Consider the following 15,194-nt stretch of genomic DNA (forward strand, 5'->3'; position numbering starts at 1 on the left):
AGTGAAATTAATAGAGTTATTAATTTCACTATTTCCATTTAAAATTGAGGAGGTAAAGATGGAAACAGATTGGTCACCCTTATGGATATCGCTTAAGACATCTCTTTTATCAACAGCAATAACTTTTATAATAGGAATATTTTTGTCATATATTATGGCTAATTATAGAGGTAAGTGGAAGGGGCTTATAGATGGGCTATTTACACTTCCATTAATTTTGCCACCAACAGTTGTAGGATTTTTTTTATTATTGGTATGTGGGAAAAATGGGTTTGTAGGTAAGTTTTTGTTAAGTTTTGACAAGACTTTAATATTTAGTTGGACAGCAACTGTAATTTCAGCAGTAGTGGTATCTTTTCCTATGATGTATAGAACTTCAAGGTCAGCTTTTGAACAGATTGACAATAATATGCTGTCAGCTGCTAGGACACTAGGTCTTAATGAATGGAAAGTATTTTTTAAGATTGCAGTTCCATTAGCTTGGCCTGGAATAATTGGTGGATTGGTGCTGTCGTTTGCCAGAGCTCTTGGTGAATTTGGTGCTACACTTATGATAGCTGGAAATATACCTGGAAAAACTCAAACTATGCCAATAGCTATATTTTTTGCGGTTGAAGGCGGGGACATGAATAAAGCTATGATGTGGGTTATGATTATTGTAACAATATCTATAGCAATGATTTTATTATTAAATTATTGGTCGGAATTTCAGCAGAAAATTATAGGAAAGAGGTGTAGATAGTTGAGTTTATATGTAGATATTGAAAAAGATTTATCCTCTTTTAAATTAAAGGTAGAAATTAAACAAGAAAAAGGAATTCTGGGATTTTTAGGAGAATCTGGTTCTGGAAAAAGTATGACACTAAAATGTATAGCAGGGCTTGAGAAACCAACAAGAGGTAAGATTGTATTAAATGATAGAGTATTATTTGACTCTGAAAAAAAGATAAATTTATCAACACAAGATAGAAACGTAGGTTTTTTATTTCAAAACTACGCCTTGTTTCCACATATGACTGTAAGTCAAAATATTGAGCTTGGGCTTTTAAAACTGAACAAGAGTGAAAAAAAAGAAATAGTAGCAAGGTATTTAGATATACTTAAATTAAATGGGTTTGAGGGTAGATATCCTTGGCAATTATCTGGCGGTCAACAACAAAGAGTAGCACTGGCTAGGGCATTGGCAACATCTCCAGATATATTACTTTTAGACGAGCCTTTTTCAGCACTGGACCATCATTTAAGAAGTAATATGGAAAAAGAACTTATGAACATGTTAAAAGACTACAAGGGAGATATATTATTTGTTACTCATGATATTGAGGAAGCTTATCGAGTTTGTGATGATATTATGGTATATAACAAGGGAGAAGGTCTTCCAAAGAGACCTAAAAAAGAGCTATTTGAATCTCCAAAGTACCTTATAGAAGCTAAGATAACAGGATGTAAAAATATATCTCAATTCAACAGGATAGATGAAAATACTATTTATGCTACAGATTGGGGATGTGAGTTGACATTAAATAGAGAAATAGGTGATAATGTAGAATATGTGGGAATTAGAGAGCATCATATTAAGGTCTTGGATTCTAATGAATATTTAAATGGAAAGTTGTGCTTTGAATTGATTAACATTATAGAAAATCCATTTACATATACTATATATGTTAGAAAGCATGATTTATCTAGTGAGTATATGCCTATTCAAATAGAAGTAGAAAAAAATAAGATGAGATTTAAGAATGGAGACAGTATTTACTTAGATTTTCCACAGGAATATTTATTTTTATTTAAGTACAATTATAACGAAAAGGAGTAATTTATATGACTGAAAAAGAAAAAATGTTGTCAGGGAAAGGTTACTATGCAAATGATGAATTGCTAGTAAAAGAAAGAGAATATTGTAAAAAATTAACTAGATTATTTAATAATACTTTAGAGGATGAATATGAAAAAAGAGAAGCTATTTTAAGACAACTATTTGGTTCAGTCGGTAATAAAATAAATGTGGAACAAAGCATTAAATGCGACTATGGATATAATATATATGTAGGTGAAAATTTCTTTGCAAATTATGATTGTATTTTTTTAGATGTATGTAAAATTGAAATAGGTGATAATGTAATGCTAGCTCCAAACGTTCAAATCTATACAGCCTATCATCCAATTGATGCACAACTTAGAATTTCAGGTATAGAGTATGGTTCTCCTGTAAAAATAGGAGATAATGTGTGGATAGGTGGGGGAGTAATCATAACACCAGGAGTTACTATAGGTGATAATGTAGTAATAGGTGCAGGAAGTGTAGTGACAAAAGATATACCATTAAATACTGTAGCTGTTGGAAATCCATGCAGAGTAATAAAGAAAATAGAAGAATAAATTTGATTATGTAAAATATATACAAATAAAGTTTATAAAAATAAATTAAGAGTATTTACATATAATCTTTGAATAAATAAGATATTAAAGAAAAAATATACGCCTGTTTCTATAAAAAGAGTCTGGAAATATTTATGTGTATTCTTTAAATAAAAATTTATAGAAACAGGAATATTAATCGTATAGAGAAAATATATTTAATTTTATATCGTTTAAACTAGAGTAGTTAAATTATTTATTTTCAGTTTTAACATAAACTATATTATTGCCATCTAAACTTAGGCATATATAAAACTTTAGATTCTCCTTTTAGTACTATAACAGCCATTTCACCAGTTTTATAACCCAATCTTTCAAATCTATACCTTGACAAGCTAATGCTCTTCCTTTTACCATTTCTTCTTTTACTATTATAGCTATTCTTGTTTAGTCTTTACGTAAGAAATATTCTCGTTAGAAGGTTTTTCCATACCTAAAGCTTTTAATATATCTTCATTAACAATGATATCTGTGTCGTCTGATGTGGCTACAGGCATATCAGATACTGATTCACCATTTAAAATTTTAACAGCCATTTCACCTGTTTTGTAACCTAGTTTTTCATAGTTGATACCTTGACAAGCAAGAGCACCTTTTTCAACTGGACCAGATTCAGCAGCTATAACAGGAATTTTATTCTCAGTAGCTATTTTAGAAACTATAGGCATAGAAGAAGCTACTAAGTTGTCTGTAGGAACATATAAGACGTCTATTTTGCCAACTAAACTAGAAATCCCTTGGTTAACTTCATTTGAAGTAGTTATACCTTTTTCAACAACCTTGAAACCATTTTTAGATGCATATTCTTTTAAAGCATCAACTTGAACCTTTGAATTAACTTCACTAGTATTGTACATAACTCCTATGGTCTTTGCTTTAGGAGCAAATATTTTAAGAAGTTCTAGACCTTTGTCTACAGAAACAAAGTCTGATGTTCCGGATACATTTCCACCTGGTTTTTCAAGAGTTTTAACTAATCCAGCGGCAACAGGGTCACTGACAGCAGTCATAAGTATAGGTATATCTTTAGTAGCATTGAAAGCTGCCTGAGCTGATGGAGTAGATATAGCAAATATTAAATCTTTTTTGTCAGATGCAAATTTACTTGCAATACTTTGTGTAGTAGGCATATCATTTTGAGCATTTTGGAAGTCTATATCAATATTTTCTCCATCTTTAAATCCATTCTTTTCTAATGCTTTTACAAATCCTGTCTTAGTAGCATCTAGTGCTGGATGTTCAACCAATTGAGTTATCCCAATCTTTTTAACTTCTTTATTTTTAGAAGTATTTTCTTGTTTTGAATTACTAGAGTCTCCTCCTTGTGAACATCCTGTAAGCATGGATACACTAAGAGCACCAGCTAAAACTAAACTTGCTAATCTTTTTTTATTAATCATTTTTATATCCCCCTTAAATTTTTTTTGTTATATATGTTCATATATTCATATGAATTGTTACAAAGTTAGTATAATTATTATAATTTTGAGTTTATTTTAGAAATAAACTTAAATTAATGTAATAGATATATTTTAAACTGCATATTCAAATTTTTCTAAGATTTCTTCAACTGTTAATTGCTCTTTTTCTTTACCTTTTACATCTAAGACAACTTCACCTTTATGAAGCATTATTAGCCTATCTCCGTATTGAAGAGCATGTTTTAAGTTGTGAGTTACCATAAGTGTAGTTATATTTTTTTCCCTTACAATCTTATTAGTTAACTCAATAACTTCATTTGATGTTTTAGGGTCAAGTGCTGCTGTATGTTCATCAAGTAATAAAACAGAAGGATTTGTTAAACTAGACATAATTAGTGATAGTGATTGTCTTTGACCTCCTGATAAAAACTGTACTTGAACATCAAGATATTTTTTTAAATCAAGAGATACACCCTCTAATAAATTTTCTAAGAAATCTCTTTTGTAACGAAGACATTTTCTTAGGTTTAATAATTTACCTTTATTAAGAGCTAAAGATAAATTTTCTCTAACTGTCATAGAAGGACAAGTTCCTAGACTAGGGTCTTGAAAAACTCTACTTACTATTTGAGTTCTTCTATGTTCAGCTAAGTTAGATAAATTATGTTTATTTAATAATACTTGACCAGAAGATTCTTTTATAAGACCTGATATTATATTTAATAAAGTAGATTTACCAGTTCCATTACTACCTATAATACTTACAAATTCACCATCTTCTATATCAATTGATAAATTTTCAAATATAGTATTAGGTTCACCATATGGATTAGGGAAGCTCTTTGAAAGATTTTTAATTTGTAACATCTATAACACCTCTTTTTTCTGATTTATTTTTGGTACTAGCTTTGTATTTGTTTTTTTTTAGTGAAATATTTAAGTTGCCAGTAGCTAAGAAAGCTATTATAACTATAGCAGTTATTAATTTTAAGTCAGTTGATAACATTCCTAAACTCATTGCAAAGTATATAGTGAATTGGTATATAAAAGAGCCAACAATTATTGCAGTAGTATCTTTGATAAAAGTAAATTTTTTAAATAGTGTAATACCAATTATGATAGAGGCAATTCCAAGAACTAAAGTTCCTATACCCATATTTACATCTGAGAATCCCAAAAACTGAGCCATAAGACCACCAGATAAAGCAATAAGCCCATTTGAAATCATAAGTCCTAGTATTTTTATAGAACCGATATTTATACCCAAAGATTTAATCATTTGAGAGTTATCACCGACACCTTTTAGAGTGTATCCAAGACCTGTTTTTAAGAATAAGTCTAAAAGGACTTTACAGATAAATACAAAGGCTAAGGCTAAAACTATAGGAGATATTTCTCCATTAAATAAGTGTTTAAAACTAAATAGAGGAATATTTGATTTTCCCATTATTCTTAAATTGATAGAGTACAACATTCCCATGACTAAGATACCAGAAAGTAGGTTGGATATCTTAAACTTAATGTGAAGAATTCCAGTAACAAGACCAGCAGTGCAACCACATAATATAGCCATTAAAGTTGCTACTACAGGAGAAATACCATTAGTAAGAGAAAATGCTACGATAGAAGCACCCATTGTGTAACTACCATCAGCAGACATATCTGGAAAATCTAAGATTTTGTAAGTTATATAAACCCCCAGTGCCATAATCGATAAAATTAAACTTTGCGTCATTACAGATATAATACCTGACATAAATAAAACACTCCTTTGAAAATATTTTTATAATTTTAATTAATTGTTAATTTTGTGTATAAAAAAACCACATAGTATACAAAACTATGTGGTAAAAACACGAATAAGCCACATAGTTTAATCTATGTGGCTCTTATATAGTTAAATGAAAACTTTATAAACAATATAGCCAACATAGATACAATCCCAAAATTTTAATAGTCTTAAGGGGTCTGTATCTATGTTAAAACGTAGGTACAAACCCTAAAAATAGTGGCTATAATAATAATAATATTTTTTATTGTTTAATAAAGTATTCATAATTATCTCTCCTTTTAATATTTTAATTAGTCAGAAAATTATATGTATTCTTGACTTGTTATAAATTATAAATTATACCATAATAAAAGTCAACTGCTAAATTTAATTAAAATACTAAATAATGTATACCTAGAATACTTTTAAATTAATGTATCAGTTGAAAAAAACGTTATTCTAGCTTGTGTATAAGTATGAAAATTTTATCGAAATATTTACTGAATATGGAATATATATCAATCCAATTTCATAAAAAAAGCTGTCTAAAGAATGTTAAAATTCTTTTGGACAGCTCAAGTAGTGATTAGAAAGTTATATAACTTTCATAATCAGTCGTCAATAAAGACGACTTTTATGGAAAATGAATAACTTTATATGCAATATTTAAATTGCTACAATAAGCACAATTTTCAAAGGGTTAGGGTGGATAAGAGTACTTATTATATAAAGTTTTCATATTACCTACTTTTTTGAAATCAATAAGTGTTATTCTGTAGATTTTGCATTTTCATCTGACTTTATATACTTTATATTATCTGCTGATAACTTTTGCATGTCAAGTGCTTTTAGTGTATCTTCATTAATTATTATTTCAGTTTCATCTAACATAGTAATTGGTATATCGCCAACAGATTTTCCTTCCAACACTTCAATAGCAAGTTCTCCAGCTTTGTAACCTAGCTTTACATAGTCTATACCACAACAAGCTAAAGCACCAGAAGTTACAGAGCCTTCTTCAGAAGCTATTATAGGAATTTTGTTCTCATTGGCAACTTTAGAAACTATAGGCATAGAAGAAACTATTAAATTGTCAGTAGGGACATATAAAACATCTATCTTGCCAACTAAGCTAGAAATAGCTTGATTAACTTCACTTGAAGAGCTGACTCCTTTTTCAACAACCTCATAATTATTTTTCTTAGCATAATCGTGTAGAGAGTCAACTTGAGTTTTTGAATTAACTTCACTAGTATTGTATATAACACCTATCTTTTTTGCTTTTGGAGTTAGTGTCTTAACTAATTCCAATGTTTTATCAATTGAAAGATAATCTGATGTACCGGAAACATTTCCGCCTGGTTTTTCAATTGATTTAACAAGTCCAGCTTCTACAGGGTCTGTAACAGCAGTCATGATTATAGGTATATCTTTAGTAGCATTATAAGCTGCTTGAGCAGATGGAGTAGATACAGCATATATCAAATCTTTTTTATCTGATACGAATTTACTTGCAATACTTTGTGTAGTAGGCATATCATTTTGAGCGTTTTGAAAGTCTATTTTTATATTATCTCCGTCTTTATAGCCTTTATCTTCGAGTGCTTTTATGAATCCCTTCTTTGCCTTATCTAAAGATGGATGTTCTACTAACTGAGTGATACCTATAGTTTTTACTTTACCATCATCTGTTTTTTCTTTGTCTTTTGAACCATCAGGACCTCCAGATTGAGAACATCCAGTAAGCATTGATAATCCAAGTATCCCTGCGGTGATTAAACTTAACATTTTTTTACTTTTTATCATTTTATTTTCCTCCCTTAAAATTTAAAAATTATATTTGTTCATATATTCATATAATAGGTTATAAGTATGCGTACCTAAGACTGTATTTTGGTTTCTTAAACTGCATATTCAAATTTTTCTAAGATTTCTTCAACTGTTAATTCCTCTTTTTCCTTATCTTTTACATCTAAGACAACTTCGCCTTTATGAAGCATTATTAGCCTATCTCCATATTGAAGAGCATGTTTTAAGTTGTGAGTTACCATAAGTGTAGTTATACTTTTTTCTCTTACAATTTTATCTGTTAACTCAATTACTTCATTTGATGTTTTTGGGTCAAGTGCTGCTGTATGCTCATCTAGCAATAGAACTTTAGGGCTTGCTAAACTAGACATAATCAGTGAAAGTGATTGTCTTTGACCTCCTGAAAGATATTGTACTTTAATATCTAAGTATTTTTTTAAATCTAAAGAAATTCCTTCAAGCAAGTATTCCAAGTCGTTCGTTTTATGACGAAGACATCTCTTTAAGTTTAATAGTTTGCCTTTATTAAGTGCCAGAGATAAATTTTCTCTAACCGTCATAGAGGGACAAGTTCCTAGACTAGGGTCTTGAAAAACTCTACTTACTATTTGAGTTCTTTTGTATTCAGCTAGGTTTGTTATAGTAGTATTGTCTAACGTAATTTGTCCAGAAGATTCTTTTATAAGACCTGATATTATATTTAATAAAGTAGATTTACCAGTTCCATTACTACCTATAATACTTACAAATTCACCATCTTCTATATCAATTGATAAATTTTCAAATATAGTATTAGGTTCACCATATGGATTAGGGAAGCTCTTTGAAAGATTTTTAATTTGTAACATCTATAACACCTCTTTTTTCTGATTTATTTTTGGTACTAGCTTTGTATTTGTTTTTTTTTAGTGAAATATTTAAGTTGCCAGTAGCTAAGAAAGCTATTATAACTATAGCAGTTATTAATTTTAAGTCAGTTGATAACATTCCTAAACTCATTGCAAAGTATATAGTGAATTGGTATATAAAAGAGCCAACAATTATTGCAGTGGTATCTTTAATAAAAGTAAATTTCTTAAATAGTGTAATACCAATTATAATAGAGGCAATTCCAAGAACCAAAGTTCCTATACCCATATTTACATCTGAGAATCCCAAAAACTGAGCCATAAGACCACCAGATAAAGCAATAAGCCCATTTGAAATCATAAGTCCTAGTATTTTTATAGAACCGATATTTATACCCAAAGATTTAATCATTTGAGAGTTATCACCGACACCTTTTAGAGTGTATCCAAGACCTGTTTTTAAGAATAAGTCTAAAAGGACCTTACAGATAAACACAAAGGCTAAGGCTAAAACTATAGGAGATATTTCTCCATTAAATAAGTGCTTAAAACTAAATAGAGGAATATTTGATTTTCCCATTATTCTTAAGTTGATAGAGTACAACATTCCCATGACTAAGATACCAGAAAGTAGGTTGGATATCTTAAACTTAATGTGAAGAATTCCAGTAACAAGACCAGCAGTGCAACCACATAATATAGCCATTAAAGTTGCTACTACAGGAGAAATACCATTAGTAAGAGAAAATGCTACGATAGAAGCACCCATTGTGTAACTACCATCAGCAGACATATCTGGAAAATCTAAGATTTTGTAAGTTATATAAACCCCCAGTGCCATAATCGATAAAATTAAACTTTGCGTCATTACAGATACAATACCTGTCATAAATAAAACACCCCTTTGAAAATATTTTAAAATAATTTTTTAAATTTAATTTTTAAATTTAATTTTGATATAAAAAAACCACACAGTATATATAACTGTATGGCAAAAACACGAATAAGCCACACAGTATAATCCATGTGGCCCTATATTATGATGATAAAATAAAAACTTTAACAACAATTACTATAGCCAACATAGATACAATCCTTAAAAATCATAATCCTAAGGGGCTTGTATCTATGTTATGACAATTTGTCTTAACTTAGCTACAAACCCTAACTAAATTGGCTACTAAAAAATCGTACTTGTTTGTTTAATAAAGTCTTCATATTTACCTCTCCTTTTAATTTAATAATTTTGAAAATTTTGTTTTCCGTTTTGTATAGTAATTAGTTTAATACAGTAAAAAATAAAAGTCAACTATAAATTTTGAAAAATTATCGAATTATCAGAAAATTGAATTTAAATAAAAAAATTTTTATGTGCAGAGTATAGTAATATTCTTAATTATTGTTTTTTAAATAAAAATAAAAAATATAGATAAATCGCAAAAGATTGTAAAAAATAAAGAAATATTTAGATACTTAATACAAACAGGTTTTAAACCATCATAATAACTCAAATTATATGGTATAATAAATTAAATAATTGTTTTAATTCAAAATTTTTTGTTATTTTGAATTGTTTTAAAAACTTTAGTTTTAGTAACTGTATTATTGAGTGATTCTATTATGATATTTATGAGATTAGAAAGACTTCAATAGATATTTATTTGTAAATATTTAAGAAGTCTTTAACTTTATAGGAGTGATAATTTATGCTAATAGGTACATCTAAATTAAGCAGGAATGTCGATACTGCATGTGTAGAAGAATTAGGTATTCCAATGATTGTATTAATGGAAAATGCAGTTATGTCTGCAATGAAAAATATGGATATAGACATATATAATAGTTATACAGTTGTATGTGGTGTTGGAAATAATGGTGGAGATGGTCTTGGAATAGCAAGGCATTTAAATATAAAGGGAAAAGAAGTAAACGTATTTTTAGTAGGTAATCTTGAAAAACTAAGTGAATGTTCTAAAATAAACTACAATGTACTTTTAAATATGGGAATTAATATTATAAATATTAATAAAAAGGATTTAAGTGAAAAAAATGATGGAGATGAAAATGAAGTAGATAAAATTATTAAAGTCGAGAAACAAAATATTATAAAAAATAAAAATTTAACAATTTTTAAAGATAGAGTATCCAAAAGTGATGTTGTAGTAGATGCTATATTTGGAACTGGATTAAAACGTGATATAACTGGTATTTTTAAAGAAGTTATTGATATAGTAAACGATAACAGTAAAAATACATATTCTATAGATATTCCTTCTGGTATAGATAGTGATAAGGGAAATGTATTAGGAACTTGTATTAGAGCAAACAAAACGATTAGTTTTGAGTTTTATAAAAGAGGTTTTTTAAACTATGATACTAGTTCACTTATAGGTGATGTAATTGTAGAAAAGATAGGTGTTCCAGATTTTATTACAAGAAAATACCATGATGAAGAGTTCATAACTGATAAGACTTTTGTAAAAAATAATATTAGAAGAAGAGATATGTATGGTTTTAAAAGTGATTTTGGAAAAGTATCTATAGTTGCAGGTTCAAAAGGATTTTATGGTGCAAGTTTCATAGCAACTGAATCTGCTGTTAAGAGTGGAAGTGGACTTGTAACGCTAATCAGTACTGAAGATGTGCAAGATAAGGTATCTAGTAGACTTACTGAAGCAATGACTTTAAATTTTGAAGAGGAAAGATTGAATAAGTTACTTAGCTCTAGTGATGCAATTGGTTTTGGTCCAGGTATGGGAGATAATCATCAAACATTTGATAAATTACTTAAAATAATAGAAACTTCTAATTGCCCAATCGTATTAGATGCTGATGGATTAAACGTTATGAAGGATAGATGTTATAAGTTTTTAGAATGGAAAAATAGATTTGTAATTACACCTCATTTGGGAGAAATGGCTAGGTTGACAGGAGATTCAATTGGGTATATAAGAGAACATAGAGTAGATGTGGCAAAAGAATTTGCTCAAAAATATAATCTAGTTGTCCTTTTAAAAGGTTATCAAACTGTCATAACAGATGGTAAAAAAACATATATAAATCCTACAGGGAACAGCTGTATGGCAACTGGTGGAATGGGTGATTGTTTGCTTGGGATTATTACTTCATTTATAGGTCAAGGTATGGATATATTGGAAGCTACAGTTAGTGGAGCATATATACATGGTTATATAGGAGATAAATTGAGCAAAACAATGTATACAGTAAATGCCACAGATTTAATAAGTAACATTTCATTAACAATGAAAGAGTTTTTGATTGTATAACTAATGATTTTTGATACTACTTTGTAACAACTTTAACAAAGTTTGTTGATATAATACTATTAAATTAATCTTAAATTAGTTTATTTTATTGATTTGTAGTTTAAATTTATGTGCAAAAGCATTGTATAAACATATATTTATATAGGGTTTTATAATTCATATGAAAAGAGGGTAGATAGTATGAAGTTAATATGGTTGATAGTAGCAGTCTTATTTGGAATAGCAGAAATGTTGACACCAAGCTTGACACTGATATGGTTTAGTGTAGGAGCTGTAGTACTTATATTTTTAAGTAGCTTTATAGAGAGTATTTTCTTACAAATTTTAATATTTGCAGTAATTTCTATAGCAATGTTGATTTTAGCTACTAAAAAAATTATAAAAAAAGATAAAGGTTACAAGTCTAATACTAATTTACAAGCTATGATATCTAAAAGAGGTATTGTTACAGAAGAGATTTCTCCAAATAACACAGGTCTAGTTGTAGTTGAACATGAAACATGGACGGCTATTTCTATAGATGGTGAAAAGATAGAAAAAGATTCTACAGTAGAAGTATTAAAAATAGAAGGGGTAAAACTAGTTGTTAAAAAAGTAAACGCTACAACTAGTGTGACAAATCAATAGAATAAAGGAGGATTTATAGTATGAGTACTAAAATTGTTTTAAGTATTGTATTAATAGTAGTAGTCATAGCAATAAGTTTAACCTGCATAAGAGTTATAAAACAATCTAAAGTAGGTATAATAATGAGACTTGGTAAGTTTCAAAAAGTAGCTGAGACAGGTGTGCATTTCTTAATACCATTTTTAGATAATATGGCATATGTAATTGACCTGAGAGAAATTGTAATAGATTTCCCACCTCAACCAGTTATAACTAAGGATAATGTAACTATGCAGATTGATACAGTTGTATACTATAAAGTTACAGACCCAGTTAGATACGTGTTTGAGATAGCAAATCCAATAGCTGCTATTGAAAATTTAACAGCTACAACGCTAAGAAATATAATTGGTGAACTTGATTTAGATGAAACACTAACATCAAGAGATATAATAAATGTAAAAATGAGAACCATTCTTGATGAAGCAACAGATAAATGGGGGATAAAAGTAAATAGAGTAGAGTTAAAAAATATAATGCCTCCTCAGGATATTCAAGTTGCGATGGAAAAACAAATGAGGGCAGAAAGAGAAAGAAGAGAGGCAATACTTCAAGCAGAAGGTAATAAGTCAGCTGCGATACTTCAAGCAGAAGGAGAAAAACAATCTGCAATATTGACAGCAGAAGCCAAAAAAGAAGCTATGATACGTGTAGCAGAAGGTGAAAAAGAATCTGCTATATTGGTTGCAGAAGGTGAGGCTGAAGCTATAAGACAAACAGCTATTGCTAAGGCACAAGGTGAAGCTGAAATGATAAAGAGAACTCAAATAGCAACAGCAGAAGGTTTAAAACTAGTCTTTTTAGCAATGAAAGAATCTGATATTGACAATAATATTCTAGCATTAAAATCTATGGAAGCTCTTGAAAAAATGGCTGAAGGTAAGTCAACAAAACTAGTTTTACCTTCAGAAGCAGTTAACTTCCTAGGAACATTTAAAGGTATAAAAGAAGTTATGAGTGATGATAACAAAGAGATATTAGATGCAAAAGAAGTTATAGGTAATAATGAGTCATTAAAAAAATAAAAGAGTTTTGTTATTGAAGGAAGGATATGGAAATTAAAGGTCGAATTAATTAAATATAGCACAAAAATGCACGTTGAAAAGAAGAAGACTTATAGCTTTTTAAGTCTTCTTCTTTGTTTTTATTTAAAGTTTTTATTTAAAAAACAAAATTATAAAAATAAATTAACAGAATTTTTATACAATTTCTCCTTTACTAATATAAAAAGTGTTATATAATAGTATATAAAACATATAGCGAATGAGAATGGTTTTAATTAGTATATTTCTACTATTAACATATGTAGTTATAAAAATATCAACGTGGCTATTAAGAAAGCTAATAATTGAGTTGAATTTTATAATTTATTGTTTATATGACAGCAAAGAAGTATTAATGCAAAAATAAAATTAGCTAGTGCTTACTTAAAATTTTTTGGATAATTATTTTACAAGTTTAAAATTATGTTTTACTATTATGAATTTAATGAATAAAAAAATAAGCATATTTATATGGAATAAAAGATTTATAAAAAGTATTTTTTATATTTGTAAAATAAAATTTGTATTATTTTTTAACTGAGAATTGAATATTAATAAATACTATAGTGCTTATGGAAAATAATGTATACATCTATAACTCTATTATGGGATATACATTATATCAATTGTATAGTTGATATTATTTTATTTTTATTAAGGTATTATTATAAGCGACATTTATGCACAGCATTTATTGACTGATAAAGTTTATAAAAGTAAAAATGCAATTATAAATATTAATTACTAGATGAGGGGAGTGTCATTAAATGAAAAAAGAGATGTTAGCTATGATTTTGGCAGGAGGTCAAGGTTCAAGATTAGGAGTTTTTACAAAAAGAATTGCAAAACCAGCTGTGTCATTTGGGGGTAAGTATAGAATTATTGATTTTGTGTTAAGCAATTGTTCAAACTCTGGCATTGACACTGTGGGTGTTTTAACTCAATATAGACCGTTGATATTAAATTCACATATAGGTATGGGAAGTCATTGGGATTTAGACAGAATAAATGGTGGTGTATATGTTTTACAACCATTTATGAATGAAAAAGAGGGTAATTGGTATAATGGTACAGCACATGCAATATATCAAAATATGGATTTTGTAGATACTTATAATCCAGAATATGTATTGATACTATCTGGTGACCATATATATAAAATGGATTATAGCAAGATGTTAAAATTTCATAAAGAAAAAGGTTCTAAAGCTACAATAGCAGTAATTGAAGTTCCTTGGGATGAGGCTTCTAGATTTGGAATAATGAATACAAATGAAGATTCAAGTATCTATGAATTTGAAGAAAAACCAAGTGAACCTAAGAGTAATTTGGCATCTATGGGAGTGTACATATTTGATTGGAAAATGTTGAGAAGTTATTTTAAGGAAGCAGAAAAAAATGCAGAAATAAATTATGATGATTTTGGAAAAAATTTAATACCTAAAATGTTAGAAGATAATGTTGGAATGTATGCTTATCCATTTAAGGGATACTGGAGAGATGTAGGAACTATACAAAGTCTATGGGATGCCAATATGGATATAATAAAGTCCCCAGAAACACTTGATTTAGTGGACCCTAAATGGAAGATATATACAAATACCATGGCAATGCCTCCACAATATATAGGTAAAAATGCAAGTGTTCACAGATCAATGATAGCAGATGGTTGTAGAATTTTAGGTGAAGTAGGTAATTCTGTATTGTCACATGGAGTTGTTGTTGGTAAAGGAAGTAAAGTAATTGACTCAGTGATAATGCCAAATGTTGTAATAGGTGAAAATGTAACTATAGAAAAAGCTATGATAGGTGAGTGTGCAACTATAAATGATAATGTTCAGATAAAAAATGTAAATAATGAAATAAATGTAGTTTCTGAGTATGAAAATATCGAACCTAGATGCGTATTAATAGAAGGAGGTCTTTAA

Annotated in this window: 13 protein-coding genes; 7 read left to right on the top strand and 6 right to left on the bottom strand. The window is 28.7% G+C overall.

The genetic code is table 11. From position 1 onward, the window contains the following. Positions 1-58: 58 nt before the first annotated feature. Genes modB through JJC02_04510 form a run of 3 tightly spaced genes read left to right on the top strand, consistent with a single transcriptional unit; the run spans position 59 to position 2,382 of the window. The gene (gene modB / locus JJC02_04500) at positions 59-742 is read left to right on the top strand and encodes a molybdate ABC transporter permease subunit (GenBank protein UDN55445.1); all 684 of its coding nucleotides are present in this window, start codon (positions 59-61) and stop codon (positions 740-742) included. Then, on the top strand, positions 743-1,819 hold the full coding sequence (locus JJC02_04505; GenBank protein UDN55446.1) for a sulfate/molybdate ABC transporter ATP-binding protein: 1,077 nt from the start codon (positions 743-745) through the stop codon (positions 1,817-1,819). It abuts the gene before it with no gap. A 5-nt stretch (positions 1,820-1,824) separates the two neighbouring features. Beyond that, positions 1,825-2,382 (top strand): sugar O-acetyltransferase, encoded by a 558-nt coding sequence (locus tag JJC02_04510; GenBank protein ID UDN55447.1) that lies wholly within the window; start codon positions 1,825-1,827, stop codon positions 2,380-2,382. Between the two features lie 416 nt (positions 2,383-2,798). Here JJC02_04510 and JJC02_04515 read toward each other — a convergent pair whose 3' ends face one another. The 6 genes from JJC02_04515 to JJC02_04540 all read right to left on the bottom strand — a co-directional run bounded on the left by JJC02_04515 (position 2,799) and on the right by JJC02_04540 (position 9,159). After that, entirely contained in the window at positions 2,799-3,821 is a 1,023-nt protein-coding gene (locus tag JJC02_04515; GenBank protein ID UDN55448.1) for an ABC transporter substrate-binding protein, read from the bottom strand. A 132-nt stretch (positions 3,822-3,953) separates the two neighbouring features. After that, complete coding sequence (locus tag JJC02_04520) at positions 3,954-4,709, bottom strand: ATP-binding cassette domain-containing protein (protein UDN55449.1); 756 nt, start codon at positions 4,707-4,709, stop codon at positions 3,954-3,956. After that, positions 4,696-5,598 (bottom strand): ABC transporter permease, encoded by a 903-nt coding sequence (locus JJC02_04525; protein UDN55450.1) that lies wholly within the window; start codon positions 5,596-5,598, stop codon positions 4,696-4,698. The genes JJC02_04520 and JJC02_04525 overlap by 14 nt, the downstream gene beginning before the upstream one ends. 783 nt (positions 5,599-6,381) lie before the next feature. Further along, positions 6,382-7,419 carry an ABC transporter substrate-binding protein gene (locus JJC02_04530; protein UDN55451.1) on the bottom strand — a complete coding sequence of 346 codons (1,038 nt, stop codon included), beginning with the start codon at positions 7,417-7,419 and terminating at the stop codon, positions 6,382-6,384. A 95-nt stretch (positions 7,420-7,514) separates the two neighbouring features. Then, entirely contained in the window at positions 7,515-8,270 is a 756-nt protein-coding gene (locus JJC02_04535) for an ATP-binding cassette domain-containing protein (GenBank protein UDN55452.1), read from the bottom strand. Next, positions 8,257-9,159, bottom strand: coding sequence for an ABC transporter permease (locus JJC02_04540; protein UDN55453.1), 903 nt, complete (start codon positions 9,157-9,159; stop codon positions 8,257-8,259). Before JJC02_04540 ends, JJC02_04535 begins: the two co-directional genes overlap by 14 nt. Positions 9,160-9,976: 817 nt before the next feature. On the opposite strand from JJC02_04540, the gene JJC02_04545 reads away from it, so the two are divergent. The 4 genes from JJC02_04545 (at position 9,977) to JJC02_04560 (ending at position 15,194) form a co-directional block, all read left to right on the top strand. Next, positions 9,977-11,557, top strand: a complete 1,581-nt coding sequence (locus tag JJC02_04545; GenBank protein ID UDN55454.1) for an NAD(P)H-hydrate dehydratase — start codon at positions 9,977-9,979, stop codon at positions 11,555-11,557. 180 nt (positions 11,558-11,737) lie between these two features. Further along, complete coding sequence (locus JJC02_04550) at positions 11,738-12,184, top strand: NfeD family protein (GenBank protein ID UDN55455.1); 447 nt, start codon at positions 11,738-11,740, stop codon at positions 12,182-12,184. A gap of 20 nt (positions 12,185-12,204) precedes the next feature. Next, positions 12,205-13,248, top strand: coding sequence for an SPFH/Band 7/PHB domain protein (locus JJC02_04555; GenBank protein UDN55456.1), 1,044 nt, complete (start codon positions 12,205-12,207; stop codon positions 13,246-13,248). A 785-nt stretch (positions 13,249-14,033) separates the two neighbouring features. Beyond that, positions 14,034-15,194: a glucose-1-phosphate adenylyltransferase gene (locus tag JJC02_04560; GenBank protein UDN55457.1), complete on the top strand. Its 1,161-nt coding sequence runs from the start codon at positions 14,034-14,036 to the stop codon at positions 15,192-15,194.

This window comes from Clostridioides sp. ES-S-0054-01 (genome assembly GCA_021561035.1).
GTDB lineage: Bacteria > Bacillota > Clostridia > Peptostreptococcales > Peptostreptococcaceae > Clostridioides.